19 protein-coding genes are annotated in these 24,123 nt (G+C 59.7%); 7 read left to right on the forward strand and 12 right to left on the reverse strand.

What is annotated here, in order from left to right:
- Positions 1-4: 4 nt before the first annotated feature.
- On the reverse strand, positions 5-1,456 hold the full coding sequence (locus tag JOE29_RS13225) for an MFS transporter (protein ID WP_016567988.1): 1,452 nt from the start codon (positions 1,454-1,456) through the stop codon (positions 5-7).
- A gap of 61 nt (positions 1,457-1,517) precedes the next feature.
- Positions 1,518-2,837 carry an Nramp family divalent metal transporter gene (locus JOE29_RS13230; RefSeq protein ID WP_004417997.1) on the reverse strand — a complete coding sequence of 440 codons (1,320 nt, stop codon included), beginning with the start codon at positions 2,835-2,837 and terminating at the stop codon, positions 1,518-1,520.
- 302 nt (positions 2,838-3,139) lie between these two features.
- Here JOE29_RS13230 and JOE29_RS13235 point away from each other — a divergent pair, with 302 nt between their 5' ends.
- Entirely contained in the window at positions 3,140-4,558 is a 1,419-nt protein-coding gene (locus JOE29_RS13235) for an MFS transporter (protein WP_103364613.1), read from the forward strand.
- 21 nt (positions 4,559-4,579) lie between these two features.
- On the opposite strand, the gene JOE29_RS13240 is transcribed toward JOE29_RS13235, so the two are convergent.
- Positions 4,580-4,804, reverse strand: a complete 225-nt coding sequence (locus JOE29_RS13240) for a DUF6555 family protein (protein WP_003407519.1) — start codon at positions 4,802-4,804, stop codon at positions 4,580-4,582.
- 428 nt (positions 4,805-5,232) lie between these two features.
- Between JOE29_RS13240 and JOE29_RS13245 the strand changes: the two genes are divergently transcribed.
- Genes JOE29_RS13245 through JOE29_RS13265 form a run of 5 tightly spaced genes read left to right on the forward strand, consistent with a single transcriptional unit; the run spans position 5,233 to position 11,180 of the window.
- Complete coding sequence (locus JOE29_RS13245; protein ID WP_161421271.1) at positions 5,233-6,684, forward strand: UbiA family prenyltransferase; 1,452 nt, start codon at positions 5,233-5,235, stop codon at positions 6,682-6,684.
- Entirely contained in the window at positions 6,681-7,997 is a 1,317-nt protein-coding gene (locus JOE29_RS13250) for an FAD-binding oxidoreductase (protein WP_074907689.1), read from the forward strand. Before JOE29_RS13245 ends, JOE29_RS13250 begins: the two co-directional genes overlap by 4 nt.
- Positions 7,994-8,734: an SDR family oxidoreductase gene (locus JOE29_RS13255; RefSeq protein ID WP_003317865.1), complete on the forward strand. Its 741-nt coding sequence runs from the start codon at positions 7,994-7,996 to the stop codon at positions 8,732-8,734. Before JOE29_RS13250 ends, JOE29_RS13255 begins: the two co-directional genes overlap by 4 nt.
- Positions 8,731-9,699, forward strand: a complete 969-nt coding sequence (locus tag JOE29_RS13260; RefSeq protein ID WP_057406999.1) for a lysylphosphatidylglycerol synthase transmembrane domain-containing protein — start codon at positions 8,731-8,733, stop codon at positions 9,697-9,699. Before JOE29_RS13255 ends, JOE29_RS13260 begins: the two co-directional genes overlap by 4 nt.
- Positions 9,700-9,752: 53 nt before the next feature.
- The gene (locus JOE29_RS13265) at positions 9,753-11,180 is read left to right on the forward strand and encodes a glycosyltransferase family 39 protein (protein WP_210079589.1); all 1,428 of its coding nucleotides are present in this window, start codon (positions 9,753-9,755) and stop codon (positions 11,178-11,180) included.
- A 55-nt stretch (positions 11,181-11,235) separates the two neighbouring features.
- Here the strand turns inward: JOE29_RS13265 and JOE29_RS13270 are convergent, their stop codons facing one another.
- From JOE29_RS13270 to JOE29_RS13285, 4 genes are all read right to left on the reverse strand, one after another.
- Positions 11,236-13,062: a glycoside hydrolase family 15 protein gene (locus JOE29_RS13270; protein WP_122255817.1), complete on the reverse strand. Its 1,827-nt coding sequence runs from the start codon at positions 13,060-13,062 to the stop codon at positions 11,236-11,238.
- Complete coding sequence (locus tag JOE29_RS13275; protein ID WP_210079590.1) at positions 13,055-13,855, reverse strand: SDR family oxidoreductase; 801 nt, start codon at positions 13,853-13,855, stop codon at positions 13,055-13,057. The genes JOE29_RS13270 and JOE29_RS13275 overlap by 8 nt, the downstream gene beginning before the upstream one ends.
- Positions 13,856-13,921: 66 nt before the next feature.
- Positions 13,922-14,959 (reverse strand): NADP(H)-dependent aldo-keto reductase, encoded by a 1,038-nt coding sequence (locus JOE29_RS13280; RefSeq protein WP_010410606.1) that lies wholly within the window; start codon positions 14,957-14,959, stop codon positions 13,922-13,924.
- Between the two features lie 97 nt (positions 14,960-15,056).
- Positions 15,057-16,868 carry an ABC transporter ATP-binding protein gene (locus JOE29_RS13285; protein WP_044313343.1) on the reverse strand — a complete coding sequence of 604 codons (1,812 nt, stop codon included), beginning with the start codon at positions 16,866-16,868 and terminating at the stop codon, positions 15,057-15,059.
- Positions 16,869-16,956: 88 nt separating this feature from the next.
- Between JOE29_RS13285 and JOE29_RS13290 the strand changes: the two genes are divergently transcribed.
- On the forward strand, positions 16,957-17,382 hold the full coding sequence (locus JOE29_RS13290) for a DUF1810 domain-containing protein (RefSeq protein WP_003348499.1): 426 nt from the start codon (positions 16,957-16,959) through the stop codon (positions 17,380-17,382).
- Between the two features lie 7 nt (positions 17,383-17,389).
- Here JOE29_RS13290 and JOE29_RS13295 read toward each other — a convergent pair whose 3' ends face one another.
- The 5 genes from JOE29_RS13295 to JOE29_RS13315 form a co-directional block, all read right to left on the reverse strand.
- Positions 17,390-18,460 (reverse strand): DUF1615 domain-containing protein, encoded by a 1,071-nt coding sequence (locus tag JOE29_RS13295; protein ID WP_003317857.1) that lies wholly within the window; start codon positions 18,458-18,460, stop codon positions 17,390-17,392.
- Positions 18,461-18,547: 87 nt separating this feature from the next.
- Positions 18,548-19,456 carry a glutaminase B gene (gene glsB / locus JOE29_RS13300; protein ID WP_210079591.1) on the reverse strand — a complete coding sequence of 303 codons (909 nt, stop codon included), beginning with the start codon at positions 19,454-19,456 and terminating at the stop codon, positions 18,548-18,550.
- Positions 19,457-19,526: 70 nt separating this feature from the next.
- Positions 19,527-20,342, reverse strand: a complete 816-nt coding sequence (locus JOE29_RS13305) for a class II aldolase/adducin family protein (RefSeq protein WP_210079592.1) — start codon at positions 20,340-20,342, stop codon at positions 19,527-19,529.
- 695 nt (positions 20,343-21,037) lie between these two features.
- On the reverse strand, positions 21,038-23,440 hold the full coding sequence (locus tag JOE29_RS13310) for a TonB-dependent receptor (protein WP_058445005.1): 2,403 nt from the start codon (positions 23,438-23,440) through the stop codon (positions 21,038-21,040).
- A 281-nt stretch (positions 23,441-23,721) separates the two neighbouring features.
- Entirely contained in the window at positions 23,722-24,123 is a 402-nt protein-coding gene (locus JOE29_RS13315; protein WP_003317853.1) for a biopolymer transporter ExbD, read from the reverse strand.

Consider the following 24,123-nt stretch of genomic DNA (forward strand, 5'->3'; position numbering starts at 1 on the left):
CCCCCTATCGGTCCCCGGCCTGCGACAACGGTCTGGCCACATCTTCCAGAGATTTGCGCTCGGCAGCCGTGCCCCATATCGATTGCACAATCGCCGCCAGCAACATCAGCCCTGCTCCGATCAGATAGCCGATAAGCACGTTGCTGCGCTCGCCGGTTTCGATCAGCTCGCCGAACAGCGTCGGACCAATCATCCCGCCCAGCCCGGTACCGAATGCGTAGAACACCGCAATCGCCAGGGCACGGATTTCCAGTGGAAAGGTTTCGGCGACGGTCAGGTAGGCCGAGCTGGCCGCTGCCGATGCAAAGAAGAAAATCACCATCCAGGCGATGGCCTGCTGGGTAACGTCCAGCAAGCCTTGCTGGAACAGGTAGCCACTGATTGCCAGCAGTACGCCCGAAACGCCATACGTGAGGCTGATCATCACCCGTCGTCCTACCACGTCAAACAGTCTACCCAGCAGCAGCGGACCGCAGAAGTTACCCAGCGCCAGTGGCAGCACGTACCAGCCGACGCGCTCGGCCGGCACGCCATAGAAGTCGGTCAGTACCAGTGCGTAGGTGAAAAAAATCGCATTGTAGAAAAACGCCTGGGCGGTGAGCAGCGTCAGGCCTACCAGCGAACGCTGACGGAACGTCACCAGCAACGTTCTGGCGACCTCGCCCAGCGGCGTGTGGTCACGGGCATGCAGCCGCAGGGGGCTGCCCGACACGGCGGGCAATACGTGGCCCTGGCGCTGCAAGTCTGCTTCTATCTGCTCAACGATCTGCTTCGCCTGTTCAGCCTGGCCATGTATCAACAACCAGCGCGGGCTCTCTGGCAACCACAGGCGCATCAGCAGAACCAGCAGCCCCAATACCGCGCCAATCCCGAAACACAGGCGCCAGCCCAGTTCGGCCCCTATCCACAGCGGGTCGAGCAAGACAATCGAGCCAATCGCACCGAGCGCAGCGCCCAGCCAGAACGTACCATTGATGGTCAGGTCGACCCACCCCCGATAGCGGGCCGGGGTAAATTCCTGAATGGTCGAGTTGATTGCCGTGTACTCGCCGCCGATGCCCATGCCGGTCAGAAAGCGGAACAGCATGAAGCTCCATACACTGAAGGAGAACGCCGTGGCGGCCGTCGCGCCGACATACAGCAGCAAGGTGATGAAGAACAGTTTGCGACGCCCGAGACGGTCCGCCAGCCAGCCGAAGAACAACGCGCCCAGCACAGCACCGGCAATGTAGGCGGCGCCCGCCAGGCCAATGTCACTGTTGCTGAGGTTGAGCGCCGGGCTGGCTTTCAAGGCCCCGGCTACCGAGCCTGCGAGGGTAACTTCCAGGCCGTCCAGCAGCCAGGTGATCCCCAGCGCCACGACCAGCAAGGTATGGAATCGCCCCCAAGGCAGGCGGTCCAGACGTGCAGGCAAATCGGTTTCGAAGACGCTGCCCTTATCGCTCGGTGTGCTCATGTCCGGCTACCTGACGGCTGACATTGGTGTCAGGTGTGAGAGTCGCTGCAGCCGATCAAGTTCAGCTGATCCAGAACCACAGCAACGTCAGGTTGGCCGCCGAGATCAGCCCGAACAGCCCCCAGGCAGCCGTTTTCACCAGCCGGCTGTTGACGAACGGCCCCATCAATTGTGGGTCGCTGGTAAAACGAATCAACGGCCAGAGCGCGAAAGGCAGTTGCAGGCTCAGCACGACCTGACTGAGCACCAGCATCTGCCCCACCGAGCTGTCACCCAGCCAGACCACGCCGATCAGCGCCGGAATCAGTGCCAGCGCCCGAGTGATCAAACGCCGCTGCCAACACGGAATCTTCGCCTGCAGAAAACCTTCGAGCACCACTTGGCCGGCGATGGTGCCGGTGAAGGTCGAGCTCTGCCCCGCCGCCAGTAAAGCAATGCCGAACAGCACGCTGGCGATCGCACCACCCACCAGCGGATCAAGCAGGTGGTAGGCGTCCTGAATCTCGACCACCTCGGTATGCCCGGTCTTGTGAAAAGCGGCAGCAGCAAGGATCAGAATCGCCGCATTGATCAGCAGCGCCAGGCTCAACGAACCGATGGTATCGAGCCGTGCATAGCGAATGGCGCTGGCCTTGCTGGCCTGGTCGGAACCGTTGACCCGCGTCTGCACCACCGATGAGTGCAGATAAAGGTTATGCGGCATGACGGTGGCGCCCAGAATGCCGATGGCGATATACAGCGGCTCCTGGCTGCTCAACACATCCCAACTCGGCTTGAGACCCGCGACGACGTCGGGCCAGAACGGCTTGATCAGAAACAACTCGACGGCGAAGCAACTGGCGATGGTTGCAATCAGCCCCAGCACGATGGCTTCCAGACGACGAAAATTGGCGCCCTGCAAGGCCAGCACAATCAGCGTATCGAAAGCGGTCAGCGCCACACCGGTGGTGATGGAAACGCCGAGCAACAGATGAAACGCCAGCGCAGCCCCCAGCACTTCCGCCAGATCGGTGGCAATGATCGACAGCTCTGCCAGCAGCCACTGGCCCTTGGCGACCTTGCGGCTGTAGCGGGCGGCGGACAACTGCGCAAGGTCACGGCCGGTCGCGATGCCCAGACGCGAGCAAAGGTTCTGCAAGACCATTCCCGAGAGGCTGGCCAGCACCACCACGAACAGCAGTGAATAGCCGAAGCGCGACCCGGCCTCGATGGCTGTCGCCCAGTTGCCAGGGTCCATGTAGCCGATGGAAACCAGCAGGCCAGGCCCGACGAACAGCATCATCTTGCGCATCAAGGACGCGTTCGGCGGAATGGCCACACTGTCAGTGGTCGCCGAGGGGCAAAAAGGAGCAGTGGCTGTGGTGGGCAGTTTGTACGTCACGGGAACCCGGCATGCAGAAAGTGAAGGCCTAATCCTAAGGTTTTGCGACACATGTTGATACATCGTTGATGGCTTCATGCCTGCGGTTTTTTTGCGCCGGCATTCCTTGCCAAGCCATCAATGCATTTACCTCATGACCAAGTGACACTAGCGTTCTAATGGATCCGATATAAAAAACTGAAAAACTAATCCGGTGAACAATTTTTCATCTTTTAAACCTCAATAACCGCATTAAAAGACCATTGATTACAACTTGTAAGGAGTAGTATCCAGGCCTCAACAAGAACTCAGGATGGCCATCCATGAACTCATTACCTCATACCGAGGCAGCCGCGAACGAGCCGTTGCGGGCAGCGTATATCTCGGCGCGCATTGACAGACTGCCTGCTGTCGCGACCATCTGGCGGCTGGTCGCCTTGCTGTCCATCGCCGGTTTTTTCGAGCTTTACGACCTGTTCCAGACCGCCTACATCAGCCCCGGCCTGATCCGCGAAGGAATCTTCGCCACGGGCAGTCAGGGCCTGTTCGGCTTCTCCGATCAGGCGGCCTTTGCCTCGGCGACTTTTCTGGGCCTCTTCTTCGGTGCCAGCCTCGTCAGCCCGATTGCTGATCGCTACGGACGCCGCGCGATCTTCACCTTCGCGCTGATCTGGTACACCGTTGCCACCGTGATCATGGGCCTGCAGACCTCTGCACTGGGCGTGATTGGCATGCGCTTCGTCGTGGGTATTGGCCTGGGCGTCGAATTGGTCACCATCGACACCTACCTGTCAGAGCTGGTGCCTAAGCGCATACGCAGTTCGGCGTTCGCCTTCGCTTTCTTCATTCAGTTTTTGTCAGTCCCCAGCGTCGCGCTGATGTCATGGTGGCTGGTGCCCCAGGACCCTTTGGGTTTTTCCGGCTGGCGCTGGGTAGTGATCAGCAGTGCAGTCTTTGCCTTGTTCGTCTGGTGGTTGCGCTCGGCGCTGCCGGAATCGCCGCGCTGGCTGGCGCAGCAGGGACGCTTCGATGAAGCCGAGCGAGTCCTGGACGGAATCGAGGCGCGCTGCATCAAGGACCACGGCAAACCACTGGATGAGCCTGAACCGGACAACGTGGCCCTGTCAGGCAAAGGCCGATTTGCCGACATGTGGCAACCGCCCTATCGTCGTCGCGCCTTGATGCTGATCGTCTTTCACGTTTTTCAGGCCATCGGTTTCTTTGGCTTCGGCAACTGGTTGCCCGCCCTGCTCTCTGGTCAGGGCCTGAGCGTCACCCACAGCCTGGCGTATGCGTTCGTGATTACCCTGGCTTATCCGCTGGGGCCGTTGCTGTTCGTGAAGTTCGCCAACCGCTTCGAGAACAAGTGGCAAATCGTCGGTTCCGCATTAGGGGCCATGATCTTCGGCAGCCTGTTCGCGTTCCAGACCAGCGCGGCAGGACTGATTTTCTGCGGGATCATGATCACGTTCTGCAACGCATGGCTGAGCTTCAGCTATCACTCGTACCAGGGCGAGCTGTTCCCGACCAATATCCGCGCTCGCGCGGTAGGCTTCTGCTACTCGTTCAGCCGACTGTCGACGGTGTTCAGCAGCCTGCTGATCGGGATATTTCTCGACCACTTCGGCACGCCGGGCGTACTGGCCTTCATTGTCGGCAGCATGTTGATCGTGATCGTCACCATCGGCCGGTTCGGGCCACGCACACGCAATCTTGCGCTGGAGCAGATCGCTCACCGCTGACGAGTGCAGGGTTGAGTGGGCTCAGGCCTGAGCCCACTCAACGTTGGTGACACCGAAGTGCTCGGCGTACGGTTTCGACACCCGCGCGACCTTCTCCAAACGGTATTTCGGTATGCGTGCGAGACCTGCGTCGACACTTGCACAGTGCCATGCTTCAGCGTTATCCATATTCTCGGTTCGTATATAAAAACTCTTGAACGAACCATTTAGCAGATAATCAATGCGGTAATGCTTTGGAAGTGCCATTGAAAGTCTGATCCTTTTTCAGCAGTGACTTGAAGTATAGGTGACTGTATTCGTGGCGAAGAAATTCATTATTTTTTTGATGTCTGCGACCAATGAACACCTCAAGCGCAGTCCGCGCGGGGCCGGGATCTGCAACGGGTCAAGCGGAGTCGCTGATACCGATCGGCAAAGAATCGCCGGAAGCGCACTGCCTCGGCCAGATCGCGATGGGTCGCGCGGCACTCGCCAGCCATCACCGTTGCCACCGCCAGATTCCGGTCTTTGATCGAATAACGGATCAATAGCCGTTGTGTGGCGAATAGTGTCAAACAGCTGATTTTTCTGACGCCATCGGCACGGCTCAATTACGAACAGCGTTTAACTTTATTGAAGTGGCGAATGTCCGTTTTCGTTCCATAGTGCGCTCACGTTCACAGGAGCAACTATTCATGCCCGGTATTCAAGGAAGAATTCTTGAGGTTCATACACCGCTGGTTGTCGACCTCGACGGAACATTGCTGCGATCTGACATGCTGTTTGAAACCGCAGTGGCGTTTATCCGTAATCATCCGTTAAAGCTGTTCAGTCTTTTCACCTGGCTGCTGCAGGGCAAGGCGTCTCTCAAGCAAGGCCTGGCGCTGGGTACCGAGATTGACGTAGCGTTACTGCCGTTCAACGCTGACGTCATTGATTACATTCAGACCGAGCGGCAAACCGGTAGAAGCGTGATTCTGGCTACCGCCTCCCACGAAACCCTCGCCAACCGGATCGCGGCACATCTGCAACTGTTCGATCAGGTGTGGGCCTCGGACGGTAGAACCAACCTTTCCGCGCATCGCAAACGCGATTTGCTGGTTAGCCATTATGGTGAGCAGGGCTTCGATTACATCGGCAACTCCCGGGACGATCTGTGCATCTGGGGTGTCTCACGCAAGGCCATCGTCGCCAGCCCGCTTGCCGGTGTGGAGCGCAAGGCGCGGGCACAAGGCAACGTCGAGCAGGTTATCCAATCGGCAGCGTCCGGGACCAGCGCCTGGCGCAAGGCGCTGCGCCTGCACCAATGGCTGAAGAACGCGCTGATTTTTATGCCCCTGCTGGCTGCTCATCAGGTCCAGAACACGCAGTTGCTGCTCGACGGTTTGCTGGCCTTTGTGTGTTTCGGGCTGTGCGCATCCAGTGTATACCTGCTCAACGACCTCCTTGACCTGGCAGACGACCGCCACCACAGAAGCAAGCGCGAGCGCCCGTTCGCCAGTGGTGCGCTGTCGATAAAATCCGGCCTGCTGGTCATACCGCTGTTGCTCGCCGCAGCCTTCTCCGCTGCGGCAACAGGATTGCCGTGGCAATTTTCGGCGGTGCTGGCAGCCTATTACCTGCTGACGCTGGTTTATTCGCTTTACCTCAAGCGCCACATGGCCGTCGACGTCATCGTTCTGGCGATGCTCTATACCACGCGTATTCTGGCCGGTGCTGCCGCGTTTCAATTGCCACTGACGTTCTGGATTCTGGCGTTTTCGATGTTTCTGTTTCTCAGCCTTGCGCTGGTCAAGCGCTATGCCGAACTGCGCGAAGCACGACTGCGCGCTGTACCAGGCAAGACGGCTGGCCGTGGTTACTACCCGGGCGATCTGGACATGATCGCTTCATTGGGGGCCTCGTCAGGCAATCTGGCAGTGATGGTGCTGGCGCTTTACATCCATGAAGGTGCGACGGTGGCTTTGTATCAGCACCCGCACGTTATCTGGCTGGCCTGCCCATTGCTGTTGTTCTGGATCACCCGGATCTGGATGCTCACCCATCGCGGTGAAATGAACGAGGATCCGGTGGTTTTCGCGATTCGCGACCGGATCAGCCAGGGGATCGGCTTGCTGTTCCTGCTGGTGTTCTGGGTCGCAGCATGAGCGGGCCTCTTTACTCCTGGGGCCGCTACCCGCAGGTTGCCCAGCAGGGTCACGAATGTGATTCGATAAAACGCTTGCCCGCGCACTTCTCGCAAACCGTTGCACGCCATCACACCAGCCTGCCCTTCGGCAACGGCCGCAGCTACGGCGACAGCTGTCTGGCCAGCAGCGATCACGTACTGGACATGCGCGGACTGGATCGCTTCATTGCTGCGGACTGGCAGCGCGGTGTGGTGCAACTGGAAGCGGGCATGACACTGTCGCAACTGCTCGCGGCAGCGATCCCGCGCGGCTGGTTTCTACCGGTCACGCCTGGCACACAGTACGTGACGATAGGCGGCGCGCTGGCCAATGATGTACACGGCAAGAACCATCATCGGCGCGGCACCTTTGGCTGTCATGTCAGGCGCTTCGAGCTGATCCGTCATGACCAGCCGCCCATGGTCTGCTCAGCCGTGGACAATCCCCGTTTTTTCGCCGCCAGCATCGGCGGCCTCGGTCTTACTGGCGTTATCAGCTGGGTCGAGCTGCAGCTGATGCCGATCCGCAGCGCCCAGATCGACAGTACGGCAGTACGCTTCGCCAATCTGGCGGAGTTCTTTACGCTGTCGCAAGAGCTGGATGCGCAGCATGAATACAGCGTCGCCTGGATCGACTGCCTGGCCCGTGGTGCGCATAGCGGCCGCGGGGTCTACATCGTCGGCAACCACGCCCGTTATGGGTCACTGTCGGTTGAGGCGCGCAATCGCCTGAGCGTGCCGTTCACGCCTCCGGTGTCGCTGGTCAACAGCCTGTCCTTGCGTGCGTTCAATTCTCTGTACTGGCACGCGCACTCAGACCTGCCAACGTCCCGCCGCACCACCTGCGAGGCGTTCTTCTACCCGCTGGATCGAATGCTGCACTGGAATCGTCTTTATGGTCGCAAGGGGTTTCAGCAATACCAGTGCGTGATTCCCGAGCACTGCGCACCCCAGGCCATGCAGCTGCTGCTCGATGCCATCGCAGCCTCGGGACAGGGATCATTCCTCGCAGTGCTCAAGCGTTGCGGTGACATCGTCTCGCCGGGGCTACTGTCTTTTCCGATGCAGGGCACCTCGCTGGCACTGGACTTTGCGCAGACGCGCGATCTGGCCGGCTCACTGTTCCCGCGTCTGGACGCCATTGTCCGTGACGCGGGTGGACGACTGTACCCGGCCAAGGATGCACACATGAGCGGCAGCGACTTCCGTCAGGCCTATCCGGCGTGGGAACAACTGGAAGCCCTGCGCGACCCCTCTTTGATGTCCCGCTTCTGGAAACGAGTGATGTCATGAAAAAGATTCTGATCATTGGCGCTACATCAACCATTGCCCATGCCTGCGCCCGGCGCTGGGCGGCGCAAGGCTGCGATTTTTTCCTGGTCGCGCGCAATACGGACAAGCTCGCGGGTAATGCCGCCGACCTCAGGGCCCGCGGTGCCGGACACGTAGACACCTATCAAATGGACGTCACGCACTTCTCGGCGCACCCGGCGATGCTGGCCGATTGCCTGGCTGCACTTGGGCAGATAGATATCGTGCTTCTGGCTCACGGCACCTTGCCCGATCAGAAGGCCTGCGAGCAAAACGCAGGGCTGGCTGTGCAGGAATTCATCACCAATGGTGCATCGATGATTGCGTTGCTGACCGTGTTGGCCAAGCATTTCGAGGTCCAGCGTTGCGGCACACTGGCGGTGATTTCCTCGGTCGCGGGCGATCGCGGACGCCCTTCCAATTATCTGTACGGCTCGGCCAAAGCTGCCGTCTCGACGTTCTGCGACGGGTTACAGGCGCGGATGTTCAAGCTGGGCGTACACGTAGTGACCATAAAGCCAGGCTTTGTCGACACGCCCATGACCCGGGGTCTGCCACTGCCGGCCTGGCTGGTGGCACAACCGGAAGACGTTGCCGAACGCATCGTCAATGGCATCGCACGCCAATCAACAAGCCTTTACGCGCCGGGCTTCTGGGCATGGATCATGTGGGTGATTCGCTCGATCCCGCAGCCATTGTTCAAAAGGCTCAACCTGTGACCGGCTCGCTGTTGCTGTCCGGATGGCGCTATCGGGCAGTGCTTCTGTCGATCGTCTTCTCGGCCATGGGGTATCTGGGTTTCTCACTGTGGGGCGGCTGGCAGGCGGTCAGCGCAGCGACGGGCAAGGTCGGGCTGCTCGGCATCGGCGTGGCGTTGTTGATGTCTGCAATCAACTACGCGCTGCGCTTCGTCCGCTGGCAACTCTACCTTTCAGTGTTGGGGCATCCGTTGGCCTGGCGAAAAAGCCTGCGGATCTATCTGGCGGGTTTCGCCCTGACCACGACTCCCGGCAAGGCCGGTGAAGCGCTGCGTGGCGTATTGCTCAGGCCGCTGGGCGTACCGTACCCGCAAAGCTTTGCCGCGTTTGTCAGCGAGCGTCTTTCCGATCTGCTGGCCATCGTACTGCTCACGCTGTTCGGACTGTCGTGGTATCCGCAGGCACAGCCGATGATCCTGCTCGGTCTGGCACTGGTTCTGACGGGTTCGCTGGTACTGTCTCGCCGTCACTTGCTGGAGCGTTTACAGGTTTCACTGCCCACAAAAAACACGCGAGCCAGCAGCCTGTGGCAGCAGTTGTTCAACGTGCTGCTTGCCGCTCGCCAGTGCCTGCATGGCAACGTGCTGCTGACCGCCAGCCTGCTCAGTCTGCTGGCCTGGAGCGCCGAGGCACTGGCGTTTTACTGGATGCTTGGCTGGATGGGCGCGCAGATCCCGCTGACCTTTGCCGTATTTACCTATGCACTGGCGATGCTCGCGGGGGCCTTGAGCTTCATGCCGGGCGGCCTGGGCAGCGCCGAAGCGGTGATGATCGGACTGCTGATGTTCAAGGGCATGCCGGGGGCAGATGCGATTGCTGCCACATTGCTGATACGTCTGGCGACCCTGTGGTTTGCGGTGGCCATCGGCGCCGTGATGCTCTCGCGCTTTACCGGCGCGGTACCCGCACCGACTCCTCAGCCCTGAGGCCGTAACACAGACGCTCGACATTTTTGGTCATCTCACGGAGGAGCGGTTCAATGCCACTCGATTCGCGCACATCGATGTGTATCCCCCTGTTTTTGCTAGGTGCCGCCATCACGGCGAGCTTTCTGGCCTCCAGTGGTCAGGTGCAATGGATGGACAATGGCATGTTCCTGGCCAACGCCCATGAGGGTCAGTATTTCAGCCAGTCGCTCGGGCCACTTGAGCATCCGTTTTATCAGCTGTTCAATACGGTTTTTTTCAACCTGTTCGGTGCACGCTCGCTCAGCCTGCTGAATTCGGTGCTTCTTCTGCCGCTGGCTTGGGTCGTCTACCGATTGGCGCAGAGCGTTGGCGCGGGCGCACGCCAGGCGCTGCTCGCTGCCGCGGCGACAACACTGACCCATGGCGTGTTCTGGGTGTCTACCAAGGCTGAGGTCTACCTGTTGCACACGCTGCTCGTGCTACTGGCCTATGCGCTGTATTTCAATGACAGCCCCGTTTTGACGCCGCTGAAAAAACTCTTCGCGATTGGCGTCCTCACCGGGCTGGCGGCCTCGGTTCATCAACTGACGTTCGTGGTTCTGCTGCCGCTTTACCTGCACCTGCTGTTTCAGCACAAGGCGCGAGTATTGATCACCCTGCCCGGCTTCATACTTGGTTTCGCGGCGGCCGCTGTTGCGGTAATCAATGACCTGAACGCCGGGATGGGCCTGCTGGATATTGCGCATCGTTACATGACCGGGGCCAGCGCGACCGTTGCAGGGCCGGAGTGGGAAGGCAGTCTGTTGCGTTTCGACAAACTCCTCGAGGAAAAGAGCGCGGTAGCGCTGTTGCTGGTGTCGCTGATCGGGCCGCAACTGGCGGGGCTGCTGCTGTTTCCCAAGGGAAGCCGGCTGCGGCTGTTATGGAGCGCCGCGCTGCTGAATCTGGTGTTCGCCATTTCCTACAATGTGACCGACCGCTTTACCTTTTTTCTGCCCGGTGCAGCGATACTGACGATCCTCGGCATGATTCAGTTGCGGCGTATCCTGCCCCGCACAGCGGCACGCGGAACATTGCTCAATCTCTCGGCATTGTCGGCACCGGTAGTCATCCTGCTGACGTATTCACTCTACGCCAACGGGGTGATCACCCTTCCGGCGCACAAAGAGCAGTTGCCCTATCGTGACGATATTCGCTACTTCATGGTGCCCTACCTGCGCGACCGGTCTGCTGAGCATTTCGTGCGCGCCTACGAGCCGGTAGTGCCCAGAGGTGCGTTGATCATTGCCGACTGGACACCGATGGGCGCGATGCGCTCGGCGCAAGCGATCGGGCTGCTTGCCGGGCGCACGCTGGCGACCTGCGATGACGACGTGGCGATTCGGGCAGCCATGCGCAGCAACGGCGTTTATCTGCCGCGGTTGAGTTATTGCGCGACTGTGGCGCAAGACCACCGACTTGAAGAACAGCCAGTGGGGTATTCATTGCACGCCGAGTGAAACGAAGCATGGCTGAAGCGTTGAACGTTCATTCATGATCCGTTTGTTCACCGTGTCAAGGCTGCCAGAGCGCCTGCCCGCCGCCCAGTTTGCGGTCCAGAAAACTGGCCGCACTGATCAGCGCCAGATGGCTCAAGGCCTGCGGCGTATTGCCGAGGTGATGAGCATGCGCGTCGAATTCCTCGGCGTACAAGCCCAGCGGATTGGCGTAACGCAGCAGTTGCTCGAACTCCAGGTGCGCCTGTTCGACCCGGCCGGCGCGGGCCAGACATTCGACGTACCAGAATGAGCAGGCCACGAAGGCGCCCTCCTCACCTGCCAGGCCGTCATCATGATCGTCGTCGTTGCGGTAACGGAACACCATCCCGTCACGCACCAACGCGCCCTCGATGGCATCCAGCGTCGCCAGCCACTTGGGATCGTTGGCGCCGACGAAGCGCACCAATGGCATCAGCAACATCGAGGCATCCAGATTGCGGCTGCCCTTGTGCTGCACGAAGTGCCCCAGATCGTCGTTCCAGAAGTTCTTCCAGATATCGTCGTGGATCTCTTCGCGCACCTTGGTCCAACGCTCGAACGGCCCCGACAGTGAACGCTTGAAGGCCAGGCGCAGAGCCCGGTCCAGGGCCACCCAGCACATCAGCCGCGAGTGCAGGAAGTGCTGGTCGCCGCCGCGCATTTCCCAGATGCCCACGTCCCGGTCGTTCCAGTGCTCGCACACATAGTCGACCTGGCGCACCACATGCTGCCAGCCGTCATGGGAGATGGCATCGCCGTATTTGTTGGCCAGGTACACGGCGTCCATCAGCTCGCCGTAGATGTCCAGCTGAACCTGCTTGTACGCTTCGTTGCCAATGCGCACCGGCTGCGCACCACCGTAGCCGGACAGGTGATCGAGATGCTCTTCCGGCAGCTCAGCGTGGCCATCCAGCGCATAGAGAATGCCGAGTTTCTCGGTCTGTTCGCAGCAGTCATCCAGTCGCCCGCGGACCCAGCCCATGAAGGCATTGGCTTCATCGGTGTACCCCAGGCGCATGAACGCATACACGGTGAACGACGCGTCACGTATCCAGGTGTAGCGGTAATCCCAGTTACGTTCGCCGCCCTCGGTTTCCGGCAGACCGAACGTCGCGGCGGCAACAATGCCACCATGCTTGCGCGAGGTCAGCAGCTTGAGGGCCAGCGCCGAACGAGTGACCATTTCACGCCAGCGCCCGGTGTATTGCGATTGCCCGGACCAGCGCCGCCAGAACTTCAGGGTGTCATCGAAATAGCGCGAGCACCGGCCAGCAGCAACATTCGAATCATCGATTCCGCCGAGGATGAACTCGATGGTCTGGCCCTTGTGCATATGAAATTCGGCCACGGCGTCGTGCTGCTCGAGACGCAACGGCGTCGTTGCCGACAAACGCATGCCCGGTTGCCCGGCGGCTTCGAAGCAGATGTCCTGACCATCGACTCGCGCGCTGGTGTCGGCACGGCTGTAATCCATGCGCACCCGGCAGCGCATGCGCAGCGTGGCCTCGCCAAAACGCACCTGAACGCGGCGCACGATGCGCGGCAGATCGTCCTGATCCTCGCCGATCGGCATCAGGTCGGTGACTTCCACCACCGCGTCCTCGGAAATCCAGCGGGTTTGCAGGACGTTGGTATCCGGCAGATAGATCTGCAGCCGCCTGGCGTCAGGCAGATCGGGCGCCAGCTGAAAGATCCCGGCGTCGGGCGTGTCCAGCAGCGCAGTGAAAATCGACGGGCTGTCGAAGTCCGGCCAGCAACAGAAATCGATACTGCCGGTGTCGGCGATCAAGGCAGCACTGCGCATGTCGCCGATGATGCCGTGATCCTCGATGCGGTTTTGCGCCTCTGCGGGAAAGTCAGCCATTGCCACGGAACTCCGGATAGAGGGTCATGCCCCCATCGATGAACAGGGTGGTGCCGTGCACATAATCCGAGGCATCGGACGCCAGCCAGAGCACCGCATTGGCAACATCTTCCGGCTCGCCGATACGACCATAAGGGATCAGTTTGAGCATTTCCTTCTCGGCGTCGCCCTTGCGTGCATCGGCATTGATCGGCGTGCGGATGGCACCGGGAGCAACGCTGTTGACGCGAATCTTCAGCTCGCCGACTTCCTGGGCGATGCTGCGCATCAACAGGTCGACGCCGCCCTTGGACGCTGCGTAATTGACGTGCCCGGCCCATGGAATCAGCTGATGCACCGAGCTCATGTGAATGATCTTGCCCATGGCCCGTGACACTTCAGGGCGCATGCCCTGCTTGATGAACTGGCGCAATGCCGCGCGGGCGCAGAGAAACTGCCCGGTCAGGTTGACGTTGATGACGGTATTCCAGTCTTCGAGGGACATGTCGAAGATCGACGCGTCCTTTTGCAAGCCGGAATTGGCGACCAGAATATCCAGCGCGCCGAAATGTTCGATGGTCTGTGCAAACAGCCGCTCGACGTCTTCTTCTTTCGAAACGTCGGCCCCCACAGCCAGCGCCTTGCCCCCGGCCGCACGAATCTCTTCGGCCAGCTTCTCGGCAGGTTCAGGTTTGGAGTTGTAGTTGATCACCACGGCGGCACCGGCCTCTGCCAGCGCGCGTGCAGCGCCTGCGCCCAGACCGGAACTGGCGCCGGTAACGATTGCGATTTGTTGCTTGAGTGAGATGTGCATCAATTTCAGCCTCGGAGTAAGCGTACTAGTGCTGACTGGCGAGGCTGAAATTAAGTTCAGTGCAGGTTATGGCGCAGGGTTGGGCTGCGAGGTGTGAATGGCTTCGATACCGGCGATGACTTCATCGGACAGCGTGACGTCGATGCTCTCCAGATTGATCTTCAGTTGGTCCAGTTTCGTGGCACCAATGATGTTGCTGGTCACGAACGGACGGCTGGTCACGTAGGCCAGCGCCATCTGCGAAGGATCCAGACCATGCTCGCGAGCCAGCGCGACGTACTTGGCCGTGGCGGTGACGGCCTGCGGGTTGTTGTAGCGCTGGAAACGCTCGAACAGGGTCAGACGGCCATCGGCCGGACGTGCGCCATCCAGGTACTTGCCCGCCAGCACACCGAACGCCAATGGCGAGTACGCCAGCAGGCCGATCTGTTCGCGAATGGCGATTTCCGCCAGACCGACTTCAAAGGTGCGGTTAAGCAGGTTGTAGGGGTTCTGGATGGAGACGGCACGTGGCAGATCGAGGGTTTCGGCCAGGTGCAGAAAACGCTGGGTGCCCCACGGCGTTTCGTTGGACAGGCCGAAGTGACGAATCTTGCCTGCCTTGACCAGATCACCCAGTACCGACAGGGTTTCTTCGATTTCGACGGCCTGATCATCCGGGTCGTGGGTGTAACCGAGCACGCCGAAGAAGTTGGTCTTGCGATCCGGCCAGTGCAACTGGTACAGGTCCAGGTAATCGGTGTTCAGACGCTTGAGGCTGGCTTCCAGCGCCGCAGTGATGTTTTTGCGGTCGAGGCGCGGATTGCCATCGCGGATGTGATCCATCCGACCTGGACCGGCGACCTTGCTGGCCAGCACCCAGTCGTTGCGGTCGCCGTACTTCTTGAAGTACTCGCCGATGATGCTTTCGGTCTTGGTGTAGGTCTCGCCACGCGGCGGCACCGGGTACATTTCTGCCGTGTCGAGGAAGTTGACCTTGGCATCCTTGGCCATACGAATCTGTTCGAATGCTTCATCCTGGGTGTTCTGCTCGCCCCAGGTCATGGTGCCCAGACAGATCGCGCTGACCGACAGATCGGTTTTGCCCAATTTACGAAATTGCATCGATGTCTCCGTTTGATTCAAAAAGATACAGCTTGAAACAGGGCTCCCATAAAACGCTGACTGGTCATTCACTGCAACACTTTTTATGCGGTTTTACCTAGCGATAACCCTGCGCCTGCAGATCGAATAGCGCGGCGTAGCGCCCTGCGGCGGCGATCAGGCTGTCATGATCACCGCGTTCCAACACCCGCCCGTGCTCCAGCACCACGATGTGTTCGGCGTTGCGCACGCTGGAAAACCGATGCGATATGAGCAGCGTCATGCGCCCTTTGGCGTACTCGCGAAAATGTTCGAATACCGCCGCTTCTGCCCCGGCATCCAGGGCGGCAGTCGGCTCGTCGAGAATCAGGATATCGGCGTCGCGGCGCATGTAAGCGCGTGACAACGCGATTTTCTGCCACTGCCCGCCGGACAGTTCCTGACCTCCCGCAAACCAGCGACCCAATTGTGTGGCGTAGCCTTTGTCGAGCTGTTCGATGAACTGCGCGGCCATGCCCTGCGCCGCCGCTTCGCGCCAACGGCCTTCATCATGAAAGGCCTGAGTGTCGCCGACCCCAAGGTTCTCGCCGACCTGAAACTGATAGCGAATGAAGTCCTGAAAAATCACGCCGATGCGCGAGCGCAAAGCGTCTTCATCCCACTCCTGCAGGTCGCTGCCGTCCAGCAGAATGCGGCCTTGATCGGGTTGGTAAAGACGCGTCAGCAGCTTGATCAGGGTGGTTTTTCCCGAGCCGTTCTCGCCCACCAGGGCCACGCTACGCCCTGGCGCCAGGTGCAGGTCGATATTTTCAAGTGCCGGACGGCTGGTCCCCGGATAGGTGAAACTGACGTTCTCGAAGCGCATGCCATCACCGGGTTGCGCGCCCACGGTCAGGCTGCCAGCAGATGGCGTAACCGGCTGACCGAGGTAGACATACAGGTCGGCCAGATACAGCCCGTCCTCATACAAACCACTGATGGCGCTGAGACTGCTGCTCACCGCGGCCTGACCCTGTTTGAACAGCACCAGGTACATGGTCATCTGCCCCAGGGTGATCCGCCCGTGTACCGCATCGACCACCACCCAGGCGTAGGCCAGGTAAAACGCAGCCGTGCCCAGCAGACCGAGCAGGAAGCCCCAACCATCACGGCGCACCGTCAGGCGCCGGTCTTCGGCATACAGACGCTCGAAGGTATCGCGGTAGCGCTTGAGCAGCAGCGGCGCGAAGCCGAACAGCTTGACCTCCTTGATATAGCCCTCGTGGGAGAGCAGTGTTTCGATGTAGTTCTGCCGACGGGTTTCCGGAGCGCGCCGGGTAAACAGGCGGAACGCGTCGCCGGAAAAATGCGCCTCGGCAAAGAACACCGGCAACGCGCCGAGCACCAGAATCAGCAACGCCCAAGGCGAAAAATGCACCAGCAATACGGCAAAGCTGATCAGCGAAATGAGGTTTTGCAGCAACCCCAACGATTTGGTCACCAGTGACAGCGGCCTTGTCGAGGCTTCACGCCGGACGCGCACAAGCTTGTCGTAAAACTCGGAGTCTTCGAACTGCGACAGCGACAGGGTCTGGGCCTTCTCCAGAATCAGGGTATTGACCTTCTGCCCCAGCAGCACCCGCAGCAACGCCTGCTGCACGGAAAGCCCGCGCTGTGCTGCCGCGAGCAGAGCCAGCACACCGGCTTCGAACAACACATAGCGCAGCACCGGCCACAAAGGTGCTTCGCCCGCACTGGCGTGCAACTGCATGGCAGCGACCACCGCATCGACGATGCGCTGGCCGAGCCAGGCGGCCAGCGCGGGCAGCAGGCCGGCGATCAGCGTGGCGACGATCAGCCCGATGGACAGCGCTCGGGAGGTGGTCCAGACCAGATGCATCGCGCGCAAGGCCTGGTGTATGAACGAAATGAAACGCTTGAAAACCGGCATACGCTTAAAAACTCTTCAGACAGGTCGAACCCCCATGTCGGGCAGCCATCATACGACCACAGGTTCGTTGAAAAACAGGAAACTCATCATGAAAGATGCTTACAACCTGCAACGCTTTGTCGATGCCCAGCAACCGCTGTTCCAGCAGGTGCTAACGGAACTCGAAGCCGGACAGAAACGCTCCCACTGGATGTGGTTCGTGTTCCCGCAGATCCAGGGGCTGGGGCGCAGCGACACGGCGCGACACTACGCAATCACCGACCTCGATGAAGCGCGGGCTTACCTGCAACACCCCGTATTGGGGCCGCGTCTGGAACAGTGCGCCGCAATCATTGCGCCTCAGGTAGAACGTTCGGCGCGACAGATCTTCAGTTCGCCGGATGACATGAAACTGCATTCGAGCATGACCCTGTTCAGCATCGCAGCGCCTGAGCGACCCGTGTTTCAAAAGGTGCTGGATACGTTTTTCGGAGGCGAGCGAGATGCGATGACGGTAAAACTCCTGTCACGGTGATTCAACCTCACTTGGGCGCACGCTGCACGCAGCGTTCGCGTCGGTCGTCGACGCGCTCGGCAAACCAGGCGGTGGTGAGGTTACGGGTGATTTTCGGGCTTTTCAGGGTAATGCCGGGCAGGATGGCCCTGGGCAACGGTTTGCCCGCGGCCCTGTCCGCCAGGGCGAAGACCTTGCTGTACAGATCGGTCTCCTCGAATTCCAGCGTGTCGCCCTGCTTGAGCTGGCTCCATATCTGCGACTTGTTCATGCCCAGCCGATCGCCCAGCGTGCGTACTGCCAGTTCGGTGGAGCCCGGCGAGGTAGAGTCAAAGCGGATCAGGTCGCCATCCAGCGCCAGCTCGATGCCGGTCGCTCGGCTCACGGCATTCTGGAACGCGGCATTGCGACTGGCGTACCAACCGGCATTGAAGTCGGCAAAGCGGTACAACGACTGGGTGTAGTTGACCGGGTAGCCCAGCAGGTGAGCGATACCGAAGTACATGCCGCCACGGCGGGTGAAGACTTCGCGGCGGATCGAACCATCGACCGTGTAGGGGTAATCCTCGGCGTGTTTCTCGGCAAAGGCGATGCTGACCTGCATCGGCCCGCCGGTCTTGACCGGGTTGAAGTTGCCGAACAACGCCTGACCCAGCGGCACCATGCCGATGAAGTCATCAAAGATCGCGCTGAGGTCTTTTTCGGTGCGCGCAGAATCGAGGCGTTTGCCGTAAGTCTTGCCGTCCGGCGAGCGAACACGTAACGCGGTGGCGATCAGCGCATTGGGAATGTGCAGTCGCGCAGCGCGGCGATTGATTTCAGCGCGGGCGATGTGGCCCATGTCCGGCACTGCAGGATCGACTTGAAAGGTCGATTCCTGCTCGGTAACGGCCATCACCGAACACAGGTTTTCGGTGGTCAGCGGGATCTTCTGCGCGGCAAACGCGGCGTGAATATCCGTGGCCCATGCCTGGCGATCCGTAGCAGTCGCCGGCATCAGGCGCATGATCTGCGCGCGCGCCTGTTCAGGCGTCAGTTCTGGCTCCTGGACCCGCTGCGTGCCACAGCCTGCCAATATCAGCAACCCGACGCTCAGCATGAGCGATTTGCATAGCCTTCTATTCAATCCATGACTCCTGTCTGGTTCGCGCTTCGACGCGCGGTTCACTTCAGAAGGCTTTTCACCTCAAAAGACCGACCAGTCGACCCTCGCGCTGAGTTTTTCCAGCGCAGCCATACCGACAAGGGAATTGCCCGCTGCGTTCAACTCCGGGGACCACACACAGACTGAAGCACGCTCGGGCACGATCGCAACGATACCACCGCCTACCCCGCTCTTGCCCGGCAGGCCTACGCGATAGGCGAAGTTGCCGGCTTCGTCGTACAGGCCGCTGGTGGCCATGATCGAGTTGACCTGGGTGGCCTGCCGCGCAGTGACGATCTGCTCGCCGCTGTGAGCGCAAAAGCCCTGATGAGCCAGAAAACCGAATGCTTTGGCCAGATCGATACAGTTCATGCTCAGCGCACAATGATGGAAGTAGCTGCGCAGCACGTCTTCCACATCGCCGTGAAAATTGTCGAAGGATTTCATCAGATAGGCCGCCGCAGCATTGCGCGAACGGTGCTGGTATTCGGAGTCGGCGACTTTGGAGTCGGAAGTGATCGCCCGGTTGCCGCACAGGCGTCGAACGAAGTCGCGCATCGACAGCGACGGTGCTGCGAACCGCGCCTGGTTGATGTCGCAGATCACCAGCGCACCGGCATTGATGAACGGATTGCGCGGCCTGCCCTGCTCGAACTCCAGCTGCACCAGCGAGTTGAATGGCTGGCCAGAAGGCTCGTGTCCGAGACGCTGCCAGATCTCCTCGCCCGAGTGACCGATGGCTTGCACCAGGCTGAACACCTTGGAAATGCTCTGTATCGAAAACGCCGTTTCGGCGTCCCCGGCGCTGAACACCTGGCCATCGTTGCCGTACACCGAGATGCCCAGCTGATCTGGCCGGACCTCGCCCAGTGCCGGGATGTAATCGGCCACCTTGCCCTGACCAAGCAAGGGTCTTACTTCATCGAGGATTTCGTTCAGCAGGTCTTGCATGTGTGCGCCCCTTGTTTTGGCTGCGCACACTACACCAACCTCAAGCGCCTCGCATCACTGCGTTGCAGGCTCACGTCTTGTAGTCGGTGTCGTTACGCTCCAGCTCGCGAATCAGGGCATTCCAGTGCCGTGCGACACCCGGCGCATGGCCGTCCTTGATGGCCTTTGCCTGCTGCTCCACCTTGGCAATCACCTCGCGCGGTGGAAACACCAGTTCGGCGTTACCCGCCGACTGTGCTGCAATCTGAATATTGCAGGCGTACTCAAGGGCATGAAGCTGCTGAAACGCATGCTCGACACTCACCCCGCCGGTCAGCAACCCGTGGTTGCGCAGGATCATCACGCTCTTGTCACCCAGGTCCGCGACCAGCCGTTCGCGTTCACTCAAGTCCAGCGCAATGCCTTCATAGCCGTGGTAAGCAACCCGGCCGGAGAAGGCAATCGAGTGCTGGGAGATGGGCAGCAGGCCGTCCTTCTGCGCCGACACGGCGATACCGTCACGGGTGTGAGTGTGCAGCACCGCCTGCAGGTCGTGGCGCGCAGCATGAATGGCACTGTGAATCACGTAACCGGCGTAGTTGATACCCAGCCCGGTGGGGTCATCGACAATCGTGCCGTCAATATCGACCTTGACCAGGTTGGACGCGGTGATTTCATCGAACAGCAGCCCGAACGCGCTGATCAGAAAGTGCTCGTCCGGGCCCGGCACGCGTGCCGAGAAATGCGTATAGATATGATCGGTCCAACGCTTGAGCGCCGCCAGCCGATAGGCCGCCGCCAGCTTGACCCGGACTTCCCATTCTTCCGGCGACACTCTGTCGCGCACGCTGCCGCTACCCGACGGCGTCGTACCTGACTGGACTGGCAAAGCGCTGACGTTGCTCATGGTATTGCTCCTGGATGACTTCTGACTGATCAGCAAGACTAGGCGCATGGGGATTCAATTAAAAATCACATTTACTTCTAAGCTAATTATAAAAAATGAGAATATTAAAGTCAGTCCTGCTACCGCCTTTGCACATGTCCACGAAGGTCTATGATTATTTCTAAAGGCTATTTAAATAACTTTTTATATAGCGATATGTTCCAGAATTGGCAAACCCCCATGGAGCATCGCATGTCCAATACCGCAAGATTTCTGCTCCGTATCAGTCGCTTCAAAGCGGCCGACGCTCCGCGTCACACAGCGGTTTTTTGATGTCAGGTAGATTGGGGGTCGATTCAGGTCACCTTTTCGCCCCTCGGCGAGTCACTTTGATGGGGCCAAAGTGACCAAAGCCCCTGGCTCCGTTTCCGGCCCGACTTCGTCGGGTTCCTTCGCCCTGTCACTGATCCGGGGGCCGCCGCAACGGGCCCTCCATAGCCCGGTGCGGCTAACTCGGCGTCCTGCCGAGCATCCCCCGGATCAGCGCCAGGACTCAGCCGTCACTTACGTCGCAATTTGCGCTGTCAGTGCCATTGCGCCAAAAAAGCGCTTTCGTTTATGTGCAGTGCCCAGGAGCAAGGCATAGCGTCGTGTTGCAGCGTCACGAGCTTTATGCAAACGCAACGTATTGGAACGACAGTCAGCGGCAAATCGCGCTACCAGTTATACGTCACCTTGCCGTAGTAATAAGCGCCGCTGTACCCGTAGGGAGAGAATGTGCTGTAGGCCAGGTTGCCGCCGCTGGAGGAGAAGTCGTTGAGCTTTTCCGGGTATTTGTCGGTGACGTTGTCGCCGCCCAGGGTGAAGACCCAGCTCTTGAGTTTGTAGTCGACCGCCAGGTCCAGCAGCCAGGCGGCGCTGAAGGTCTGGTCGTTGACCTTGTCGGCCTGATAGCTGGTGAACTCGCCGTAGCGGACCAGGTTGGAGTGCAGCGCCCAGTTGCCAAACGTCAGGTCATTGCCCAGCGTCAGTTTGTGTTGCGGCGTGGTGTCGCCCAGCAAACCGATGCGCTCCCTGCGGTCTACCCGCACCAGGTTCACTCCCAACTGATCGAGAATCGCCGGGTTGGCCTTCACGTCGGTGACTTTGGTGTGGTTGTAGTTGTAACCCACCGTGCTGTTCCAGCGCACACCGTTGTCGAACTGGTAGCGGTAATTGGCGACCAGATCGACGCCATCGGTGCTGGTGTCCGTGGCGTTGGTGAAATAACGGGCACTGGTGTAGTTGATATCGCCTACGCCATTGCTGCGCAGGTAATTGATGGCGGTGTTATTGAGCACCAGATTGGAGGACAGCGAGATACGGTCCTGAATGTCGATGCGATAGACGTCGGCAGTCACGGTCAGGCTGTCCAGCGGCTGGAGTACCAGGCCAAGGCTGTAGTTGCGGGACTTTTCCGGTTTGAGGTCTTCGGCACCCAACAGTTGTGCAACGTTACTGCCGGCCGGAAACGTGCCCGCTTCCTGGATGGTGTTGCCAATCAGCTGCGACGACGTGAAAGTAAAGTTCTGCTGCGCCAGTGAAGGCGCGCGGAAGCCAGTCGATATGCTGCCTCGCAAGGCCACCTGCGGAGTGAAATCGTAGCGCGCCGAAAGCGAGCCGCTGACATTGGAACCGAAATCGCTGTAGTCCTCGTGGCGGACGGCAGCCGACACACCGAGCTTCTCGGTCAGATTGGTTTCCAGGTCCAGATACTGTGCGAAGTTGTGTCGCGAGTAACTGCCTGCATCCGCCGCGCGGAAACCGCCCAGCCCGGAACTGCCGGTCTGGAAATACGACTCTGGCTGCCCTGCCTCGATCTGATAGCCCTGACGCAGGTACTCCGCGCCAAACGCAACCGATACCGGATAAGGCAGCCACGCTGCATTGAATTCTCTGGACAGGTCGAGGCTCAGTTGCTTCTGATCATTGGTCAGCGTGCCGTTGTAAAACGAGCGCGGCGTGTTCAGCCCCAATGAGGTGTTAATGGTTTTGGTGCGCAGCTCATAAGAGTTTTTGCCATAGTTGGCGGACAGGTCGTAGTGCCAGTCATACGCCAGTTCACCGCGCAGGCCAGCGACCAGCGAGGTGTCTTCGAGCGTGCCGTTGATCAGTGGCAGATAGCCGTTTGGATAAATCGCCGCAATGTTATTCGAAGCATTGCTCGGCCGATAGAAAGCGGCGGTTTCACCACGCCGTTTGCTGTAGCCCCCAAAGCTGTAGAACTCCGCCGCATCGCTGAAGCTGTATTCGGCGTTGTACTGCAGCTTGCCCTCGTGCGTCTCTGGCTCGCCCTGGCGAAACACCTGCTGACCGTAAGTGGTGGACCCGACACTGGACGCTCGCAAGTCGTCACCGGCACGGTTGGTGTAGTCATTGTTGGCACCCTCACCGGACAGGTTGAACGTGCCGTTGTCGCCCAGGGCAAAACCGGTATTGCCCGATACTTGGCGCTGAATGCCGTCGCCCTTCTTGTATTGGCCGTACTGGCTGGAAATCGACCCGCCATGGTCGGCGCTCTTGAGAATGATGTTGATCACCCCGGCGATGGCATCGGACCCATATCGTGCCGACGCACCATCGCGCAGGACTTCGATATGGTCGATGGCCGACAGCGGAATGGCATTCAGGTCGGCAGGTGCCGAACCACGTCCGACCGCCCCGCCCAGATTGACGAAGGCGGATGTATGCCGGCGCTTGCCGTTGACCAGCACCAGCACCTGATCCGGCGAGAGGCCACGCAGTTGCGCCGGACGTGTCAGCTCCGCACCGTCCACCAGGCTCGGCCGTGGGAAATTGATCGAAGGAATCAGACGAGCCAGCACGGCGCCCAACTCGCTGGAGCCGGAACTGCGCAGGCTGTCACCGGAGATCACATCGACAGGCGACAGCGAGGCGCTGGCGGTACGCTCCTGCGCACGGGTGCCGGTCACGATCACTGTACCCAGAGTGGACGCACCCTGATTAGCTTGTTCATCTGTCGCTTCGGCGGCAAAAGCGCTTGCACTGATACCCGCGACGCTCAGCAAATTGGCTGAAAAAATCGCCGTGGCCCATACGCTGCGTTTGAAATTCCCCATACCACTACCCCTTGAAAATCCCTGATCCAGAAACTTTGTTCTGGTTACAACGAGCGATCCGTGCGGCGGACGGTGGCGATCATTACGGTGTCTGATTGATGTTCCGGTAGCCCGATTCGATATAGCTTAATGACATTGATTTAAATATTTAAATACCAATAACGAATAAGCATCTGCATTTGTGTCCGTACTGAAAAATGCCTGCGATGCAGGCAAAAAAAGGCCGCACCTGCCTGAGGATGCGGCCCAAAACCGTTGAAGCTGTAGGTGGTATAAATCTGCTACTTGGCAGTGATCACGGACAATTTGGTAATCCCGGCACGTTCGATGGAAGCCATTGCGCGCGCGACTTCTCCGTAGTTGACGCCATTGTCCGCCTGCAATTGCACGCGCACGTCAGGGGTCTTGTCCTTGGCCGCCTTCAGGCTGCTTTCCAGCAAGCCCGGCTGGATTTCGTCCTTGTTGATGAACAGCTTGCCCTGCCCGTCGATGCTCACCACCAATGGGTCTTTCTGCTCCACTGGCGCGACCGATTCGGTCTTGGGCAGGTTGATCGGGATCGAGTTGGTCAACAGCGGCGCGGTAACGATGAACACCACCAGGAGCACCAGCATTACGTCTACCAGCGGCGTGACGTTGATCTCGCTCAGCACTTCATCGGTATCTTGAGTAGAAAAAGCCAT

The organism is Pseudomonas sp. PvP009, from assembly GCF_017832995.1.
GTDB classification, from domain to species: domain Bacteria; phylum Pseudomonadota; class Gammaproteobacteria; order Pseudomonadales; family Pseudomonadaceae; genus Aquipseudomonas; species Aquipseudomonas syringae.

Bases quoted from the DNA above. Each gene is read 5' to 3' on its own strand.
- JOE29_RS13225 (WP_016567988.1), bottom strand. From the start codon at position 1,456: ATGAGCACACCGAGCGATAAGGGCAGCGTCTTCGAAACCGATTTGCCT.
- JOE29_RS13235 (WP_103364613.1), top strand. From the start codon at position 3,140: ATGAACTCATTACCTCATACCGAGGCAGCCGCGAACGAGCCGTTGCGG.
- JOE29_RS13240 (WP_003407519.1), bottom strand. From the start codon at position 4,804: ATGGCACTTCCAAAGCATTACCGCATTGATTATCTGCTAAATGGTTCG.
- JOE29_RS13245 (WP_161421271.1), top strand. From the start codon at position 5,233: ATGCCCGGTATTCAAGGAAGAATTCTTGAGGTTCATACACCGCTGGTT.
- JOE29_RS13250 (WP_074907689.1), top strand. From the start codon at position 6,681: ATGAGCGGGCCTCTTTACTCCTGGGGCCGCTACCCGCAGGTTGCCCAG.
- JOE29_RS13255 (WP_003317865.1), top strand. From the start codon at position 7,994: ATGAAAAAGATTCTGATCATTGGCGCTACATCAACCATTGCCCATGCC.
- JOE29_RS13265 (WP_210079589.1), top strand. From the start codon at position 9,753: ATGCCACTCGATTCGCGCACATCGATGTGTATCCCCCTGTTTTTGCTA.
- JOE29_RS13270 (WP_122255817.1), bottom strand. From the start codon at position 13,062: ATGGCTGACTTTCCCGCAGAGGCGCAAAACCGCATCGAGGATCACGGC.
- JOE29_RS13275 (WP_210079590.1), bottom strand. From the start codon at position 13,855: ATGCACATCTCACTCAAGCAACAAATCGCAATCGTTACCGGCGCCAGT.
- JOE29_RS13280 (WP_010410606.1), bottom strand. From the start codon at position 14,959: ATGCAATTTCGTAAATTGGGCAAAACCGATCTGTCGGTCAGCGCGATC.
- JOE29_RS13285 (WP_044313343.1), bottom strand. From the start codon at position 16,868: ATGCCGGTTTTCAAGCGTTTCATTTCGTTCATACACCAGGCCTTGCGC.
- JOE29_RS13290 (WP_003348499.1), top strand. From the start codon at position 16,957: ATGAAAGATGCTTACAACCTGCAACGCTTTGTCGATGCCCAGCAACCG.
- JOE29_RS13295 (WP_003317857.1), bottom strand. From the start codon at position 18,460: ATGCTGAGCGTCGGGTTGCTGATATTGGCAGGCTGTGGCACGCAGCGG.
- glsB (WP_210079591.1), bottom strand. From the start codon at position 19,456: ATGCAAGACCTGCTGAACGAAATCCTCGATGAAGTAAGACCCTTGCTT.
- JOE29_RS13305 (WP_210079592.1), bottom strand. From the start codon at position 20,342: ATGAGCAACGTCAGCGCTTTGCCAGTCCAGTCAGGTACGACGCCGTCG.
- JOE29_RS13310 (WP_058445005.1), bottom strand. From the start codon at position 23,440: ATGGGGAATTTCAAACGCAGCGTATGGGCCACGGCGATTTTTTCAGCC.
- JOE29_RS13315 (WP_003317853.1), bottom strand. From the start codon at position 24,123: ATGGCTTTTTCTACTCAAGATACCGATGAAGTGCTGAGCGAGATCAAC.